This is a genomic window from Streptomyces sp. NPDC051320, from assembly GCF_040682175.1.
GTDB lineage: Bacteria > Actinomycetota > Actinomycetes > Streptomycetales > Streptomycetaceae > Streptomyces.
Map to the genome: position 1 here is coordinate 650,164 of NZ_JBFBAL010000002.1, position 15,933 is coordinate 666,096.

General features: G+C 68.3%; 21 protein-coding genes, 1 tRNA gene and 1 riboswitch. Of the genes, 7 read left to right on the top strand and 15 right to left on the bottom strand.

What is annotated here, in order from left to right; all coding sequences use genetic code 11:
- Positions 1 to 150: 150 nt before the first annotated feature.
- Positions 151 to 1,116 (top strand): L,D-transpeptidase family protein, encoded by a 966-nt coding sequence (locus tag AB0M87_RS07055; RefSeq protein ID WP_365850741.1) that lies wholly within the window; start codon positions 151 to 153, stop codon positions 1,114 to 1,116.
- A 32-nt stretch (positions 1,117 to 1,148) separates the two neighbouring features.
- Here the strand turns inward: AB0M87_RS07055 and AB0M87_RS07060 are convergent, their stop codons facing one another.
- From AB0M87_RS07060 to AB0M87_RS07070, 3 genes are all read right to left on the bottom strand, one after another.
- A complete protein-coding gene (locus AB0M87_RS07060) occupies positions 1,149 to 1,469 on the bottom strand; it encodes a multidrug efflux SMR transporter (RefSeq protein ID WP_365850742.1) in 321 nt (106 codons plus the stop codon).
- Between the two features lie 32 nt (positions 1,470 to 1,501).
- Positions 1,502 to 1,565: riboswitch (guanidine-III (ykkC-III) riboswitch) on the bottom strand.
- 6 nt (positions 1,566 to 1,571) lie between these two features.
- Positions 1,572 to 1,907: a co-chaperone GroES gene (locus AB0M87_RS07065; protein ID WP_365850744.1), complete on the bottom strand. Its 336-nt coding sequence runs from the start codon at positions 1,905 to 1,907 to the stop codon at positions 1,572 to 1,574.
- Positions 1,908 to 1,962: 55 nt separating this feature from the next.
- Positions 1,963 to 2,304, bottom strand: coding sequence for a DUF3618 domain-containing protein (locus AB0M87_RS07070; RefSeq protein WP_365850745.1), 342 nt, complete (start codon positions 2,302 to 2,304; stop codon positions 1,963 to 1,965).
- A 139-nt stretch (positions 2,305 to 2,443) separates the two neighbouring features.
- Here AB0M87_RS07070 and bcp point away from each other — a divergent pair, with 139 nt between their 5' ends.
- From bcp to AB0M87_RS07085, 3 genes are all read left to right on the top strand, one after another.
- On the top strand, positions 2,444 to 2,911 hold the full coding sequence (bcp, locus tag AB0M87_RS07075; RefSeq protein ID WP_365850747.1) for a thioredoxin-dependent thiol peroxidase: 468 nt from the start codon (positions 2,444 to 2,446) through the stop codon (positions 2,909 to 2,911).
- A gap of 121 nt (positions 2,912 to 3,032) precedes the next feature.
- Complete coding sequence (gene proP / locus AB0M87_RS07080) at positions 3,033 to 4,532, top strand: glycine betaine/L-proline transporter ProP (protein ID WP_365850748.1); 1,500 nt, start codon at positions 3,033 to 3,035, stop codon at positions 4,530 to 4,532.
- A gap of 128 nt (positions 4,533 to 4,660) precedes the next feature.
- Positions 4,661 to 4,737: transfer RNA gene (locus AB0M87_RS07085), tRNA-Leu, on the top strand.
- Between the two features lie 55 nt (positions 4,738 to 4,792).
- On the opposite strand, the gene rdgB is transcribed toward AB0M87_RS07085, so the two are convergent.
- The 4 genes from rdgB to AB0M87_RS07105 form a co-directional block, all read right to left on the bottom strand.
- Positions 4,793 to 5,395 (bottom strand): RdgB/HAM1 family non-canonical purine NTP pyrophosphatase, encoded by a 603-nt coding sequence (rdgB, locus tag AB0M87_RS07090; protein ID WP_365850750.1) that lies wholly within the window; start codon positions 5,393 to 5,395, stop codon positions 4,793 to 4,795.
- A gap of 53 nt (positions 5,396 to 5,448) precedes the next feature.
- Positions 5,449 to 5,652, bottom strand: coding sequence for a hypothetical protein (locus tag AB0M87_RS07095; protein WP_365850751.1), 204 nt, complete (start codon positions 5,650 to 5,652; stop codon positions 5,449 to 5,451).
- 304 nt (positions 5,653 to 5,956) lie between these two features.
- Positions 5,957 to 6,682, bottom strand: coding sequence for a ribonuclease PH (gene rph / locus AB0M87_RS07100; protein ID WP_365850753.1), 726 nt, complete (start codon positions 6,680 to 6,682; stop codon positions 5,957 to 5,959).
- Between the two features lie 78 nt (positions 6,683 to 6,760).
- Positions 6,761 to 7,030 carry a PTS glucose/sucrose transporter subunit IIB gene (locus AB0M87_RS07105; protein WP_365850981.1) on the bottom strand — a complete coding sequence of 90 codons (270 nt, stop codon included), beginning with the start codon at positions 7,028 to 7,030 and terminating at the stop codon, positions 6,761 to 6,763.
- A 180-nt stretch (positions 7,031 to 7,210) separates the two neighbouring features.
- Between AB0M87_RS07105 and AB0M87_RS07110 the strand changes: the two genes are divergently transcribed.
- Together AB0M87_RS07110 and AB0M87_RS07115 are read left to right on the top strand one after the other, a co-directional pair.
- A complete protein-coding gene (locus AB0M87_RS07110; RefSeq protein WP_365850755.1) occupies positions 7,211 to 8,473 on the top strand; it encodes a PTS transporter subunit EIIC in 1,263 nt (420 codons plus the stop codon).
- A 216-nt stretch (positions 8,474 to 8,689) separates the two neighbouring features.
- Positions 8,690 to 9,952, top strand: a complete 1,263-nt coding sequence (locus tag AB0M87_RS07115; RefSeq protein ID WP_365850757.1) for a PTS transporter subunit EIIC — start codon at positions 8,690 to 8,692, stop codon at positions 9,950 to 9,952.
- Positions 9,953 to 10,028: 76 nt separating this feature from the next.
- On the opposite strand, the gene AB0M87_RS07120 is transcribed toward AB0M87_RS07115, so the two are convergent.
- Positions 10,029 to 10,781, bottom strand: a complete 753-nt coding sequence (locus AB0M87_RS07120) for an MBL fold metallo-hydrolase (RefSeq protein WP_365850759.1) — start codon at positions 10,779 to 10,781, stop codon at positions 10,029 to 10,031.
- A gap of 184 nt (positions 10,782 to 10,965) precedes the next feature.
- Between AB0M87_RS07120 and AB0M87_RS07125 the strand changes: the two genes are divergently transcribed.
- Positions 10,966 to 11,145 carry a hypothetical protein gene (locus AB0M87_RS07125; protein ID WP_365850760.1) on the top strand — a complete coding sequence of 60 codons (180 nt, stop codon included), beginning with the start codon at positions 10,966 to 10,968 and terminating at the stop codon, positions 11,143 to 11,145.
- A gap of 17 nt (positions 11,146 to 11,162) precedes the next feature.
- On the opposite strand, the gene AB0M87_RS07130 is transcribed toward AB0M87_RS07125, so the two are convergent.
- The 7 genes from AB0M87_RS07130 to clpS form a co-directional block, all read right to left on the bottom strand.
- On the bottom strand, positions 11,163 to 12,113 hold the full coding sequence (locus AB0M87_RS07130; RefSeq protein ID WP_365850762.1) for a cysteine synthase: 951 nt from the start codon (positions 12,111 to 12,113) through the stop codon (positions 11,163 to 11,165).
- A gap of 7 nt (positions 12,114 to 12,120) precedes the next feature.
- Positions 12,121 to 12,399 (bottom strand): MoaD/ThiS family protein, encoded by a 279-nt coding sequence (locus AB0M87_RS07135; protein WP_365850764.1) that lies wholly within the window; start codon positions 12,397 to 12,399, stop codon positions 12,121 to 12,123.
- A gap of 104 nt (positions 12,400 to 12,503) precedes the next feature.
- Positions 12,504 to 12,617, bottom strand: a complete 114-nt coding sequence (locus tag AB0M87_RS07140; RefSeq protein WP_365850765.1) for a putative leader peptide — start codon at positions 12,615 to 12,617, stop codon at positions 12,504 to 12,506.
- 70 nt (positions 12,618 to 12,687) lie between these two features.
- Positions 12,688 to 13,104 carry a M67 family metallopeptidase gene (locus AB0M87_RS07145; protein ID WP_365850767.1) on the bottom strand — a complete coding sequence of 139 codons (417 nt, stop codon included), beginning with the start codon at positions 13,102 to 13,104 and terminating at the stop codon, positions 12,688 to 12,690.
- 119 nt (positions 13,105 to 13,223) lie between these two features.
- The gene (locus AB0M87_RS07150; RefSeq protein ID WP_365850768.1) at positions 13,224 to 14,651 is read right to left on the bottom strand and encodes an amino acid permease; all 1,428 of its coding nucleotides are present in this window, start codon (positions 14,649 to 14,651) and stop codon (positions 13,224 to 13,226) included.
- 322 nt (positions 14,652 to 14,973) lie between these two features.
- Positions 14,974 to 15,606 (bottom strand): DUF2017 domain-containing protein, encoded by a 633-nt coding sequence (locus tag AB0M87_RS07155; RefSeq protein WP_365850770.1) that lies wholly within the window; start codon positions 15,604 to 15,606, stop codon positions 14,974 to 14,976.
- A complete protein-coding gene (gene clpS, locus AB0M87_RS07160) occupies positions 15,606 to 15,920 on the bottom strand; it encodes an ATP-dependent Clp protease adapter ClpS (protein WP_365850771.1) in 315 nt (104 codons plus the stop codon). The genes AB0M87_RS07155 and clpS overlap by 1 nt, the downstream gene beginning before the upstream one ends.
- Positions 15,921 to 15,933 lie beyond the last annotated feature (13 nt).

Here is a 15,933-nt window from a genome sequence, read left to right on the forward strand (position 1 = left end):
CTCCGCCAGTGGTTAGAACCACACCGCTGTCCTTTTCCGGCGCCCCGCGTTCCCGGGCCCCGGTACTTCGACATGCCCGTTCCCGTGGTGCGCGCCGTCCGCTCGGTGCGTCCGGCGGCCGCCATCGCAGCCCCCAGCAAGGAGCACAGTGTGCACATACCATCCCGTCGGTTCCTGGTCACCGCAGCCGTCGTCGGCGCACTGGCGCTGACGTCCGGGTGCGGAGGGAAGAAGGAGCACAAGGAATCGGCGGCCGGCTCCGACTCGGTCGCCGTCTCGGACACGCCCACCGACGCACCCGGCGCGGACGGTTCCGCCTCGCCCAGCCCATCGGCCTCCGCCTCCAACTCCGCGAGCCCCTCCACGTCCGCCGACCCCTCGCCCTCCGCCGCCAAGGGCGGCAAGCGGAACGGCGGGGCTTCGGGAGGGGCGGACGGGGACACGAAGGCCGGATCGGGAACGGGGTCGGGAACCGGGTCGGCATCGGGATCGCAGGCCGGCGGCGGCGCACCGGCGTCCGCCCCCGACTTCCCCGTCCCCGTCACGGTCGGCAACGCCACTCAGCTCATCACCGTCAAGGCCAGCGGTTCGTACGCCACCGTCACCGCTTGGTCCAAGGGATCCGCCGGCTGGAAGGCCCAGTTCAGCACCGCTTCCGCTCGGGTCGGCTCCAACGGGGTGACCAACGGGTCCACCCGCCACCAGGGCACCTACACCACCCCCACCGGCACCTACACCATCACCGAAGGCTTCGGTGTTCAGGCCGGCGGCACCGCCATGCCGTACAAGGTGGTCGGCAGCGACGACTGGTGGGTCGAGGACCCCGAGTCGAAGTACTACAACTCGATGCACAGTGCGTCGGGTGGCGACTTCCCGCTGACCGAGTCCGGTGACCGGGGCAGCGAGCACCTGGTCAACTACCCGACCCAGTACGCCAAGGCGCTGGTCATCGACTTCAACCGCCGGCCCGCCACCCCCGGCCGGGGCGCCGGGATCTTCCTGCACGTCAACGGCAACGGTGCCACCGCCGGATGCGTCTCCGTGCCGCGCGCCACGATGGACCGGATCATGGGCTGGATCACCCCGGGGCACCACCCGAGGATCGCCATCGGCTGACCGCGCCCGAAGAGACGGGCGCGATCGCGCGGTCAGTGCCCCGAGGTCGCCTTCAGGCCGACCACGGAGACCAGCAGCAGACAGACGAAGAAGATACGGGCGGCGGTCGCCGGCTCACCGAGTACGACCATGCCGAGCACCGCCGCTCCGGCCGCGCCGATGCCCACCCAGAGCCCGTACGCCGTACCGATCGGCAGGGTCTTCGCGGCCTGCGACAGCAACAGCATGGACGCCACGATGCCGGCTCCGGTGAAGAGGCTGGGCCACAGCCTGGTGAAACCCTCGGTGTACTTCATCCCGATCGACCAGGCCACTTCGAGCAGACCGGCAACGACCAGCAGAACCCATGCCATGACGACGAACCTCCGCGAGACGGATCAGCAGAAATGCGTCGTCTTCGCACTGCCCGGTACGGCGCGTCTCGTCGGGGTCCATCAAAGGTAGCAAACGGGGACTTACAGATACAGCCCCGTCGAGTCGTCGGAGACCCGCTCGGACGCCACCGCATGCAGATCGCGCTCCCGCATCAGTACGTACCCCACGCCCCGCACCTCGACCTCGGCCCGGTCCTCCGGGTCGTACAGCACCCGGTCCCCCGGCACCACCGTGCGGACGTTCTGGCCGACCGCGACCACCTCGGCCCAGGCCAGCCGCCTGCCGACCGCGGCGGTCGCCGGAATGAGGATGCCGCCGCCGGAACGCCGCTCGCCCTCCGGGGTGTCGGACTTCACCAGTACCCGGTCGTGCAACATCCGGATGGGCAGCTTGTCGTCGTGGATCTTCTCGCTCACGAAACAGAACCTACCTGCCCGGGCAGCCGCCGTTCACGAAGGGGTTCACGAAGGGTCAGCACCGGCGCCGCTTCGCCGCGGACACCGCCACCAGACCGACCAGGCCCACCGTCAGCAGAGCCGCCGGAATCACCCGCTCGAGCCGGGGAGCGCCGTCCTCGGTCACGAACTGCGCCCGGACCGTGCCGACCGTCCGGTTCACCGCGACGAACGCCCGCCCGGCGGTCTGGTCCACGGCCGACGCGACCTTCGCCTTCGCGTCTCCCACGATCGTGCTCGGGTGCAGCCGCACGCCGATCTCGTCCAGCGTCTCCGCGAGACCGGCACGCCGGTTCTTGATGTCCGCCTGGATCTGCGCCGGGGTCCTGGCATCCGTGGCGTCCGTGGCATCCGACACTGCGCTGCCTCCGTGGTCGTGTCCGGTAGTCCTTGCTCGACAGTCTGTCAGCTTCCGCGGGAACGCACCCTGCGGCACCCCTATTACGCTCGGCCCCGTCCGTATTCCACACCCGCCCCATCCTCCCGAGGAGACCCTGATGAGTGAGCGACTCCAGCCCGGCGACACCGCACCCGCCTTCACCCTGCCGGACGCGGACGGCAAGGACATCTCCCTCGCCGACTACCTGGGCCGCAAGGTCATCCTGTACTTCTACCCGGCTGCGCTTACCCCCGGATGCACCAAGCAGGCCTGCGACTTCACCGACAACCTGGAATTCCTGGCCGGTGCGGGATACGACGTCATCGGTGTCTCCCCCGACAAGCCGGAGAAGCTTGCGAAATTCCGCGAGAAGGAGTCCCTGAAGGTCACACTCGTCGGCGACCCGGCCAAGGAGACCCTCACCGCGTACGGCGCCTTCGGAGAAAAGAAGCTCTACGGCAAAACGGTGAACGGGGTCATCCGCTCCACCGTCGTCGTCGACGAGCAGGGCACGGTGGAACGCGCCTTCTACAACGTCAAGGCCACCGGCCACGTGGCGAAAATCATCAAGGATCTCGGCCTCTGACCCCCTCGATCCACCGGAAACGCGTGACCAAGGCCCCCTTTCACCGGGGCCTTGGTTTGCGAACACCATTGCTGTGCAGATGTTCTCCTTGGGGTTGTACGACCAGTGAGAGGACCCAGCCATGGAGGATCCCGGCCATCGAACCGCCACCGATCCGGAGGCGGTGAAGCGCCACCACGCGCTCTTCCGTACCGTCGCCCGCCGGAAGAACCCGCGGCTGCGCCGTACCGATATCACGGTGACCGATGAGCGGGCCATCAAACGCGCGGTCAAAGCGGCCTCGCTCGGTAACGCCATGGAGTGGTTCGACTTCGGCATCTACAGCTACCTGGCGTCCACCATCGGACACGTCTTCTTCCCCTCGGGGAGCAACACCGTCGAGCTGCTCTCGTCGTTTGCCACCTTCGCAGTCGCATTCCTCGTTCGGCCGATCGGCGGCATGGTCTTCGGCCCGATGGGTGACAAGATCGGCCGCAAGAAGGTCCTCGCCCTGACCATGATCCTGATGGCGATCGGCACCTTCGCCATCGGCGTCCTCCCGTCGTACGCGTCGGTCGGCTTCTGGTCCCCGGTCCTGCTGATCTTCTTCCGGCTGGTGCAGGGCTTCTCCACCGGTGGTGAGTACGGCGGCGCGTCGACCTTCATCGCCGAATACGCACCGGACAAGCGCCGCGGTTACTTCGGCAGCTTCCTGGAATTCGGCACCCTGGCCGGTTACGTCGGCGCGGCCGGACTGGTGACGCTGCTGACCGCCCTGCTCGGCAGCCACGGCATGGACTCCTGGGGCTGGCGCGTCCCGTTCCTGGTCGCGGGACCGCTGGGCCTGGTCGGTCTCTATCTGCGGCTGCGGCTGGACGAGACCCCCGCCTTCCTCAAGCTGGAGGGCGGCGAGAACATCCACGTCGCCGAGGCGGCGACCGGCGTCGAGACGACCGCCAAGGGCGACCTGCGCAGGATCTTCCGGGAGTACTGGCCTTCGCTGCTCCTCTGCATCGCCCTGGTCGGCGCGTACAACATCACCGACTACATGCTGCTGTCGTACATGCCGACCTATCTCTCCGACGAGCTCGGTTACAGCGACACGCACGGCCTGCTGATCCTGCTGGGCGTCATGGTCTTCCTGATGCTGATCATCAACCAGGTCGGCAAGCTGAGCGACCGCTTCGGCCGGAAGCCGCTGCTGATGACCGGCATGCTGGGCTTCCTTCTGCTGTCACTCCCGGCCTTCCTGCTGATCCGGGACGGATCGGTCCCGGCGATCATCGTGGGCATGCTGATGCTCGGCCTCTCGCTGGTCTGCATGCTCAGCACCATGTCGGCCGCGCTGCCTGCGATCTTCCCGACGCACGTCCGCTACGGCTCCCTGTCGGTCGGCTACAACCTCTCCGCGTCGCTCTTCGGCGGCACCACACCCCTGGTGATCACCGCGTTGATCAGCGCCTTCGGCACCAACCTGATGCCGGCCTACTACGCGATGGCGGCCGCGCTGGTCGGCGTGATCGCGGTGGCCTGCATGAGGGAAACCGCCAACAAGCCGCTGATCGGCTCCCCGCCCTCGGTGGAGACGAAGGAGGAGGCGGCGGAGCTGGTGGAGGCGCAGGCTCCGGAGCCGCGCTTCTGATCCGCGCCCGCCCAGGGCAGCCGTCGGGACGGACCGCGCCAGCCGACCGGACCACGGCCGGCTGGACGGAGACGCGCAGCGAAACCGTTCGCGAGGCGGACGGAGGGCTGTAGTCTTTTCTCAGCTCTGCGCCTGTACGCCATCTGGTTGAGCGGCGATCTTTAGGTGGTCGTGTATGTCGGTTCGAATCCGATCGGGCGCACCAGACGGGACAAGGCCCGGCGGCCTTCCGCACCGGAAGACCGCCGGGCCTTGCTGCGTCAGCCCAACAGCTCCCGCACCACCGGAACCAGTGCCCTGAAGGCCTGCCCCCGGTGGCTGATCGCGTTCTTCTCCTCGGCCGTGAGCTCCGCGCAGGTGCGGGTGTCGCCGTCCGGCTGGAGGATCGGGTCGTAGCCGAAGCCGCCGGTGCCTGCCGGGGTGTGGCGGAGGGTGCCGGTGAGGCGGCCCTCGACCACCCGCTCGGTGCCGTCGGGGAGGGCCAGGGCCGCGGCGCAGGCGAAGTGGGCGCCTCGGTGGGGAGCGTCGATGTCGGCGAGTTGGGCGAGGAGGAGGCCGAGGTTGGCCTCGTCGTCACCGTGCCGGCCGGACCAGCGGGCCGAGAAGATGCCGGGGGCGCCGTTCAGTACGTCCACGCAGAGGCCGGAGTCGTCGGCGACTGCCGGGAGACCGGTGGCCTGTGCCATGGCGTGGGCTTTGAGCAGCGCGTTCTCGGCGAAGGTGACGCCGGTTTCCTTGACGTCCGGGACGTCGGGATACGCATCGGTGCCGACGAGTTCGTGGGGCAGGCCCGCGTCGGCGAGGATCGCGTGGAGTTCGGTGATTTTCCCGGCGTTGCGGGTGGCGAGGATCAGACGGGTCATGGGGTCAGTATCGGACGGCGGGCCGGTGCTCCGTACACCCAGGGCGGGTCAGGTCAGGAGGTGCAGACCTGGGTGAGTTCGCTCGCCGCGTCACTGACCGGGCTGAGGTCTGGGGCCCGGTCTCCGCTGTCGGCGGACGCGCGGACGTGCTCCACCGCCGTGCCGAGGTCGTCGACCGCCTTGCTGACATCGGTGTCGTCCGTCTTCTTCCTGAGCCGGTCCAGGCTCGCGTCCATGTCGTTGAGCGCCTGGTCCACCTGCCCGTGTCGTTCTCCAGGTTCGAAACGGCCTGCTTGAGTTCGCTGACGTTCCCGGTGACGGTGTCGGCGGTCCGGACGCAGTCCACGGCCTTGTCCACGGCGTCGCAGCCCACCGCCCGGCCAGGATGACGGCGGTGACGGTGGCGGCCGGCAGGGAGCCGGTACGACGACGCATGGAATCCCCCCGGTGACCCGGCCGGCAGCGGCCCGGTCCGTGTCGGCTGTGCGGACGGGCGCACGGGGTTCGGCCCGTGCGCCCATGGCCCTTAGGACGCCGGGGAGGCGGTACTTGGTTGCTGCGTTACTTGCCCAGTGCCTCGACCTGGCAGGCGGTGAGGTCGGCGCAGCCGCCGGTGGCGAGGTCGAGCAGTGCGTTGAGCTCCTTGCGGTCGAAGGGCTCGGCCTCGGCGGTGCCCTGCACTTCGACGAACCGGCCGTCGCCGGTGCAGACGACGTTCATGTCCGTCTCGGCGCGGACGTCCTCGAGGTAGCAGAGGTCCAGCAGCGGCTCGCCGTCGACGATGCCGACGCTGACCGCGGAGACGGTGTCGGTGAGCGGCTTCCGGCCGGACCTGATGAGCTTCTTCTCCTGCGCCCAGGCGACCGCGTCGGCGAGTGCGACATAGGCGCCGGTGATGGCGGCCGTGCGGGTGCCGCCGTCGGCCTGCAGGACGTCGCAGTCGAGGACGATGGTGTTCTCGCCCAGCGCCTTGTAGTCGATGACGGCCCGCAGCGAGCGGCCGATGAGGCGGGAGATCTCGTGCGTGCGGCCGCCGATCTTGCCGCGTACGGATTCGCGGTCGCCACGGGTGTTGGTGGAGCGCGGCAGCATCGAGTACTCGGCGGTGACCCAGCCCTCACCGCTGCCCTTGCGCCAGCGCGGTACGCCTTCGGTGAAGGAGGCGGTGCAGAAGACCTTGGTGTCGCCGAAGGAGATGAGGACGGAGCCCTCGGCGTGCTTGCTCCAGGCGCGCTCAATGGTGACCGGGCGGAGTTCTTCGGGGGTGCGGCCGTCGATACGAGACATGGGGGCGAGCCTATCGGGGATACCGGAGGGCCCGTTCCGGACGGATGGGGAACGGGCCCTTCACGCACGGCTCAACGGTCACATCATGTCTTCGATATCGGCGGCGATCGGGTCGGCGTCGGTGCCGATGACGACCTGGATCGCGGTGCCCATCTTGACGACGCCGTGGGCGCCGGCGGCCTTGAGTGCGGCGTCGTTGACGAGGGAGGGGTCCTTCACCTCGGTGCGCAGGCGGGTGATGCAGCCCTCGACCTCTTCGATGTTGTCGAGTCCGCCGAGCCCGGCGACGATCTTCTCAGCCTTTGTGGCCATGTCTGACTCCTGAGTGTCTCTTCGAGGCCCGGCGATCCGGTCCGTTTGATCACGTTAACGCACGTTTGGAGCACTTATACGGGCGCGGTACCGCGTCGGATCGCAGGATGGCGGACACGGATGCCATGCCCCGCGGGCCGGCACCGGTATGCGCCGTAAGTGGTCTACACCAGTGTACGGCGACCGCCGAGCAGGCCGATGCCAGGAGGGCGCCGAATGAGCTCCGACAGCGCGGCCGCACCCGGGAACGCACCGCAGCCGCGGTGGTGGAACGGCCTTTTCCAGGGGCTCCAGAAGGTCGGCCGCAGCCTGCAGCTGCCGGTCGCCGTACTGCCGGCCGCCGGGCTGCTCGTCAGCCTCGGCAATCTGTTCACCGCCTACCTGCACGGGGCCTTCTGGGACAAGACGGCGAAGGTCTTCTCGGCGGGCGGCAACACGATCCTGGACGGAGCTTTCGGGCTGCCGCTGCTCTTCTGTATCGGTGTGGCGATCGGTTTCGCCAAGAAGGCGGACGGCTCCACCGCGCTGGCGGCGGTGGTCGGCTTCCTGGTGTACCACGGTGTGCTCGCCGTCTACCCGATCCACGGCACGGTGACCAAGGAGCTCCCGGCGGGCACCCCGCAGAACCCGGGTGTGCTCGGCGGCATCCTGATCGGCCTGCTGACCGCCGTCATCTGGCAGCGCTACCACCGCACGAGACTGGTCGACTGGCTCGGCTTCTTCAACGGCCGACGGCTCGTCCCGATCCAGATGGCGTTCGTCGGCGTCATCCTCGGGGTGGCGTTCGGGCTGCTGTGGAACCCGGTGGGCGAGGCGCTGACCTCGGCCGCGCGGCAACTGATCGACCTGGGCGCCTGGGGTGCGGCGATCTTCGGCGTCGCCAACCGGCTGCTGATCCCGATCGGCATGCACCAGTTCCTGAACACCTTCTTCTGGTTCCAGGCGGGCAGTTTCAAGAACCCCGACGGCAAGCTGGTGCAGGGCGACCTGACCCGGTTCTTCGCGGGCGACCCGCACGCGGGGCAGTTCATGTCCGGCTTCTTCCCGATCATGATGTTCGGCCTCCCGGCGGCCGCGCTGGCCATCGCGCACTGCGCGCGGCCCGAGCGGCGCAAGGAGGTCACCGGGCTGATGATCTCGGTGGCACTCACCTCGTTCGTGACCGGGGTGACCGAGCCGCTGGAATTCTCCTTCATGTTCGCCGCGCCGCTGCTCTACGGTCTGCACGCCTTGCTGACCGGCGCCTCGATGGCGATCACCTGGTCCCTCGGCGCGCATGTCGGCTTCAGCTTCTCGGCCGGGCTGATCGACTACGTCATCAACTGGCATCTCGACACGAAACCGTGGCTGGTGATCCCGATCGGGCTGTGTTTCGCGGTGGTGTACTACGTGGTCTTCCGGTTCGTGATCACCTTCTTCAACGTACGGACGCCGGGGCGGGAGCCCGAGGAGGAAGTAGAGGACGTCACCAAGGCGTGACGTACAGCGACCATCGCCGTCGCCCAAAGCCCCCGGAGCCGATGGCTCCGGGGGCTTTGGGTATCTTGGTCCGCTATGGCCCACGCCACAGAAAGTGACGGTTCCTTATCACGCCTTCACCATGTTAAAACTGGTCTACACCACTGAGTGGTGTAGACCACCTGTGCTGCGCGTCCCCCGACGGTCTCCGGCAGCACCGGCACATGGAGGAAGTCAATGAGTACGGCCACCGCCACCGCGGCGCCCGCGAAGAAGCGGGGCTCCGGCCTGTTCCAGGGCCTGCAGAAGGTCGGCCGCAGCCTGCAGCTGCCGATCGCCGTCCTTCCCGCGGCGGGCATCATGGTCCGCCTCGGCGCGGACGATGTCTTCGGCAAGGACGGGCTCGGCTGGGACAAGGTCGCCGCCGTCTTCGGCAACGCCGGCGGCGCACTCACCGGCGCCCTGCCGATCCTGTTCTGCATAGGCGTGGCGATCGGCTTCGCCAAAAAGTCGGACGGCTCCACGGCGCTCGCCGCGGTGGTCGGCTTCCTCGTTTACAGCAAGGTGCTCCAGGCGTTCCCGGTCACCGACGCCGTGGTGAACACGACCGCCAACAAGGGCGTCGACGTCGCGGCCACGTTCAACGACCCGGGCGTCCTCGGCGGCATCATCATGGGGCTGCTCTCCGCGGTCCTGTGGCAGAAGTTCCACCGCACCAAGCTGGTCGACTGGCTCGGCTTCTTCAACGGCCGACGGCTCGTCCCGATCATCATGGCCTTCGTGGGTCTCATCGTCGGTGTCGTCTTCGGCCTGATATGGGAGCCCATCGGCAGCGGCATCTCCCACTTCGGCGAGTGGATGACCGGCCTGGGCTCCGGCGGCGCCGCGCTCTTCGGTGGCGTGAACCGTGCGCTGATTCCGGTCGGTATGCACCAGTTCGTCAACACGGTGGCCTGGTTCCAGCTCGGTGACTTCACGAACTCCGCCGGCGACGTCGTGCACGGTGACATCACTCGCTTCCTGGCCGGCGACCCGACCGCCGGTATGTTCCAGTCGGGCTTCTTCCCGATCATGATGTTCGGCCTCCCGGCCGCCGCGCTCGCCATGGCGCACGCCGCCCGCCCCGAGCGCCGCAAGGCCGTTCTGGGCATGATGGTCTCCCTCGCGCTGACCTCCTTCGTGACCGGTGTGACCGAGCCGATCGAGTTCTCGTTCATGTTCATCGCGCCGATCCTCTACGTGGTCCACGTGCTGCTCACCGCGGCGTCGATGGCCATCACCTGGGGCCTCGGGGTGCATGCCGGCTTCAACTTCTCGGCCGGGCTCATCGACTACCTGCTGAACTGGAACCATGCGACCCGGCCGTGGCTGATCATCCCGATCGGCCTGGTGTTCGCGGCGATCTACTACGTGGTCTTCCGCTTCGCGATCGCCAAGTTCGACCTCAAGACCCCGGGCCGGGAGCCCGAGGAGGAGATCGAGGACCTCACCAAGGCGTGACCCTCGCGTCAGCGACGCACGAAGGCCCCCCGGAAGCTTGGGTTCCGGGGGGCCTTCGCGTGGGACGGGGCGCGGGTCAGAACTCGTACACCGCACCGGACACGGCCAGTTCGGCCGGCCCCTGGTACACCGCCCGCGCGTCCGCCAGATTCCGCTTGCCGTCCGTCCACGGCGGGACGTGGGTCAGCACCAACCGGCCCACCTGGGCGCGCGCCGCCTGCGCGCCCGCCTCGCGGCCGTTCAGATGGAGGCCGGGAACGTCCTCCTTGCCGTGCGTGAAGGACGCCTCGCAGAGGAACAGATCGCTGTTGAGGGCCAGTTCGTGCAGGGGCTCGCAGACGCCGGTGTCCCCGGAGTACGTCAGGGTGGAGCCGCCGTGCTCGATACGGATGCCGAACGCCTCAACCGGATGCCAGACCTTCTCCGTACGCACGGAGAACGGGCCGATCTCGAACGACCCCGGCTTCAGGGTGTGGAAGTCGAAGACCTCGCTCATCGACGAGGAGGACGGCGTGTCGGCGTACGCCGCGGTCAGGCGCTCGGCGGCGCCGTCGGGCGCGTAGACGGGGATGGCTCCGCAGCGGCCTCCGTCGTGGCGGTAGTAGCGCGCAACGAAATACGCGCACATGTCGATGCAGTGGTCCGAGTGCAGATGACTGAGAAAGATGGCGTCGAGGTCGTAGAGACCGCAGTAACGCTGCAGCTCGCCCAAGGCACCATTGCCCATGTCGAGGAGCAGCCGGAAGCCGTCGGCCTCTACGAGGTAGCTCGAGCAGGCCGATTCCACGGATGGGAACGACCCCGAGCAGCCGACGACGGTGAGCTTCATGGAGTGGGAACCTCCGTGGACGGGCCGGGCGACGGGGGTCGTGCGGTCTGTCGAGCGTAAGGCGCATGAGCGGCCGTCGCTCCTCCACAGTGGGCCGTTGTGGGCGAACTCACCTGCGCTGTCACCGGTTCGGGTGGGCGTGCGGCCGCTCCCACGGCGCTCGCGCGCCGGTACGGTCGGAGTCATGGATACGACGTGGGTGCTGGCGCTGATCGCTGTCGTACTGCTCGGCCTGGTCGCCTCGATCGTCGACGGACGAGGGCGGGGGCGGCGGCCCCGGCGGGGCCGCCGGGCCGGGCGGGGGCCCGAGCGGACCGCGGGTCGTTCCCGCGACCGGTCCGCCGGGCCCGGTGAGACGGAGTAGCGGACGAGAGCCCCGGGCTACGCCCAGAGCTGGCCCTGCAGGGTCTCGATCGCCGCCTCGGTCGTCGGAGCCGTGTACACGCCGGTGGACAGGTACTTCCACCCGCCGTCGGCGACGATGAAGACGATGTCGGCGGGCTCACCGGCCTTGACGGCCTTCCGGCCCACCCCGATCGCCGCATGCAGCGCCGCCCCGGTCGAGACACCGGCGAAGATGCCCTCCTGCTGCAGCAGCTCGCGGGTGCGGGTCACCGCGTCCGCGCTGCCGACCGAGAACCTCGTGGTCAGGACGGACGCGTCGTAGAGCTCGGGGACGAAGCCCTCGTCCAGGTTGCGGAGGCCGTAGACCAGGTCGTCGTAGCGCGGCTCGGCGGCGACGATGTGGATGCCCTCGACGTTCTCGCGCAGGAAGCGGCCGGCGCCCATCAGCGTGCCCGTGGTGCCGAGGCCCGCCACGAAGTGGGTGATGGAGGGGAGGTCGGCGAGGATCTCGGGGCCGGTGGTGGCGTAGTGCGCGCCCGCGTTGTCGGGGTTGCCGTACTGGTAGAGCATCACCCAGTCCGGGTGCTCGGCACTGAGTTCCTTGGCCACGCGTACGGCGGTGTTGGAGCCGCCCGCCGCCGGGGAGGAGATGATCTCCGCGCCCCACATGGTGAGCAGGTCGCGCCGTTCCTGGGAGGTGTTCTCCGGCATGACGCAGACGATGCGGTAGCCCTTCAGCCGGGCCGCCATAGCGAGCGAGATGCCGGTGTTGCCGGAGGTGGGTTCCAGAATGGTGCAGCCGGGTGTCAACCGGCCGTCCTTCTCGGCCTGTTCGACCATGTGGAGCGCGGGGCGGTCCTTGATCGAGCCGGTCGGGTTCCGGTCCTCCAGCTTGGCCCAGATCCGGACGCTGTCGGAGGGGGAAAGGCGCGGAAGCCGTACGAGCGGGGTGTTGCCCACCGCCGCCAGCGGGGAGTCGTATCGCATCAGGGGCTCAGACCATGCCGCCGGCCACGGCCGGGAGGATCGTGACGCTGTCGCCGTCGGTCAGCTTGGTGGAGATGCCGTCCAGGAAGCGGACGTCCTCGTCGTTGAGATAGACGTTCACGAAGCGGCGGAGCTGTTCACCGTCGACGATCCGCTCACGGATGCCGTGGTGGCGGGACTCGAGGTCGGTGAAGAGGTCGGCGAGGGTGTCACCGCTGCCTTCGACCGCCTTGGCGCCGTCGGTGTAGGTGCGGAGGATGGTCGGGATGCGGACCTCGATGGCCATGGCTGGGCTCCTGTCGGAAGGGTCGGACTCAGGACGCGGCGTAGCGCGGGCGGTGCGGAGCTGTGCGGGCGGTGCGGAGCTGTTGGTGCGCGCGGGGCCGTGGCTCAGACGGCAGCGGGACGCGGACAGATCGCGCTGGCAAGGCGGCACAGATCGACGTGCCGCCGCGAGACCAGCAGGAGGTCCGGCGTCGATTCGCTCACGTCGATGGAAACCATGGGGTCATCGTATCGATTCCCGGACCGGGATCCGGTGTGTGATCTCGCCATGTGGTATCGATGCGTCCGACTACTGGACGATCTTCACTTCTTCCTCGGTGATCACGCCGTCGACGATCCGGTAGGACCGGAACTGGAAGGGGCCGGCGTCGTCCGTGTCCGCCGTGGAGACCAGCACGTAGTGCGCGCCGGGCTCGTTGGCGTAGCTGACGTCCGTACGTGAGGGGTAGGCCTCGGTCGCGGTGTGCGAGTGGTAGACGATCACCGGTTCCTCGTCGCGGTCGTCCATGTCGCGGTAGAGCTTCAGCAGGTCCACCGAGTCGAACTCGTAGAACGTGGGCGACCGGGCGGCGTTCAGCATCGGGATGAACCGTTCCGGGCGGTCGGTGCCCGCCGGCCCGGCGACGACTCCGCATGCCTCGTCGGGGTGGTCGGCGCGGGCGTGCGCCACGATCTGGTCGTGCAGGGCCTGGGTAAGGGTCAGCATGCCGATCAGGATAAGCAGACAGACCGAAGAGCACGGCCCGCGCGTACCGGAGTGCGGTACGCGCGGGCCCACATGCTGAGAATTACCTGCCGTGACCCGCTGAGGGTCACCTGCCGGGGTCACCGCTTGGCGAAGGCCGCGCCCTCCGGGTTGCGGGCGCGCAGCACCAGGTAGGAGACGCCGAGGATCAGGGCCCAGAACGGCGCGCAGTAGAGCGAGACGCGGGTGTCCTTGTCGATGCCCATCATCACGATGACGAGTGCGATGAAGGCGAGCGAGAACCAGCTGGTCCAGGGGGCACCGGGGGCCCGGAAGCTGGACTGCGGGAGTTCACCGCGGTCCGCCTTGGCCCGGTAGCGGATCTGACAGACGAGGATCACGATCCAGGCCCACATGCCGGAGATGGTCGCGAAGGAGACGACGTAGTTGAACGCTTCGCCGGGCCACTGGTAGTTGATCCAGACGCCCACCAGCATCAGCGCGGCGGAGACGGTGGTACCGACCAGCGGGGTGCCGCTGCGGGTCAGCTTGGTGAAGAGCTTCGGGCCCTGGCCGTTGAGTGCCAGGTCGCGCAGCATCCGGCCGGTGGAGTACATGCCGGAGTTGCAGGAGGAGAGGGCCGCGGTCAGCACCACGAAGTTGACGATGGCGGCGCCGATGCCCAGGCCCATCTTCTGGAAGGCGGCGACGAAGGGGCTGACGCCGGGCTGGAACTCGGTCCACGGGACGACCGACAGGATCATGATCAGCGCGCCGATGTAGAAGACGGCGATGCGCCACGGCACGGTGTTGATGGCCTTGGGGAGGACCTTCTTCGGGTCCTTGGACTCCCCCGCGGTGACGCCGACCAGCTCCACGGCGAGGAAGGCGAACATCACGATCTGCAGGGTCATCAGGGTGCCCTTGATGCCCTTGGGGAAGAATCCGCCGTTGTCCCAGAGGTGCGCGACGGTCGCGGTGTCGCCGGCGTCGGAGAAGCCGAGGGTGAGGATGCCGGCGCAGATCAGGATCATGCCGATGATGGCGGTGACCTTGACCATCGAGAACCAGAACTCGAGTTCGCCGAAGAGTTTCACCGAGATCAGGTTCACGCCGTAGAGGATGATCGTGAAGACCAGGGCGGAGAGCCACTGGGGGATGTCCCACCAGTACGTCATGTAGGTCGCTGCCGCGGTGACCTCGGTGATCCCGGTGACGACCCAGAAGAGCCAGTACGTCCAGCCGGTGACGTAGCCGGCGAAGGGGCCGATGAACTCGCGGGCGTACTCCGAGAAGGAGCCGGAGACCGGGCGGTACATGAGCAGTTCGCCCAGGGCCCGCATGATGAAGAAGATGACCAGTCCCGCGATGGCGTAGGCGAGGATGAGACTCGGCCCGGCCTTGGAGATGGCCTTTCCGGCTCCGAGGAAGAGCCCGGTGCCGATGGCGCCGCCGATCGCGATCATCTGGATCTGGCGTGAGCCGAGGCCCCGCTGGTAACCCTCGCTGGACGTTGCCGCCCCGGCCTCACTGCCGTCGTGCTGCTCGTTGACCTGCACTGAGGTCATGGTGATGCGCCTTTCTCCCTGCCGGTCCGGCCGTCACCGACCCGGCCGTATGCGGCTCGGACCGACTGCGCCGATCCTGGTCGCCCGGACACCCCTGACGCCCTCGGGGACGGGGTGCGCCGCCGAGTGATCGTGCAGATTTATCACGCCGGCAACAGTGATCGTCCGATGCGAATGTGATCCACGCCACTGGAAGAACCGGATGAAAAGCACCAGGCGGAGCAAAGTATTCCGCCTTAGTGACAGCATCGTTATCCGGATTTGAGCGTCCGTTGAGCGGACGGGCATCCTGGGGTGCGGGGACAACCGGGTGGGGATGGCGTTACGCCGCCAGAGTGCCGACGAGGGTTTCCTGGAGGGCGCCGAGCCAGAGGTAGGCCATCACCATCGGCTTGCGGGGGTCGTCGTCCGGGAGCCGGTACAGCTCGTCGTTCTCGTCCTCGTCGGAGACCTCGAGGCGGGTGCCGATGGTCAGCCTGAGGTCGTTGAGCGCGCCGAGCCAGTGCAGCGAGTCCTCGGGCGACAGCCTGACCACCGCGGCTCCGGACCGGGCCCGCTTCCTGCCACCGCCCCAGTGGCCACCGCGGGTCGCGCCGCCGGACGACGGTGCGGCGGCGGCCTCGTCCAGGGTCCGCACCATCACCAGCGCGTCGTCGCGCTTCCGGGCGCGCAGATCGTTCTCGGTGAATCGGCGGAACTCCGAGGAGTAGTCCGCCTCCTTCTCGTCGTACGCGTCGGGGAAGAGCCGGGCCAGCGCCGGGTCGGCGGGCGCCTCGGTCGGGCCCTCGGCGAACAGCGACGCCAGCGGGTCCTCCTCCTCGCCGTCGGCCGGCTCGTCTCCCGGCCCTACCAACTCGAGCAACTGGACGACGAGGGAGCGCAGAATGGAGATCTCGACCTCGTCCAGCGCGACGGCCGCGCCGCCGCCCTTCACCGGTTCGAACTGACCGGCCATCAGTTGCGGTCCTGGGTGAGTGTGGCCCAGAGGCCGTATCCGTGCATGGCCTGCACGTCGCGTTCCATCTCCTCGCGGCTGCCGCTGGAGACCACGGCCCGGCCCTTCTGGTGCACGTCGAGCATCAGTTTGTGTGCTTTCCCCTTCGAATAGCCGAAGTACGCACGGAAGACGTATTCGACGTAGCTCATCAGGTTGACCGGGTCATTGTGGACGAGCGTCACCCACGGGACGTCGGGCTCGGGGACGGCGAAGGTCTCCTCGGCCGATTCGGGACGTTCGATCTCTACGGGGGCGACACTCACGTACCCCATGCTGCCACCCGTG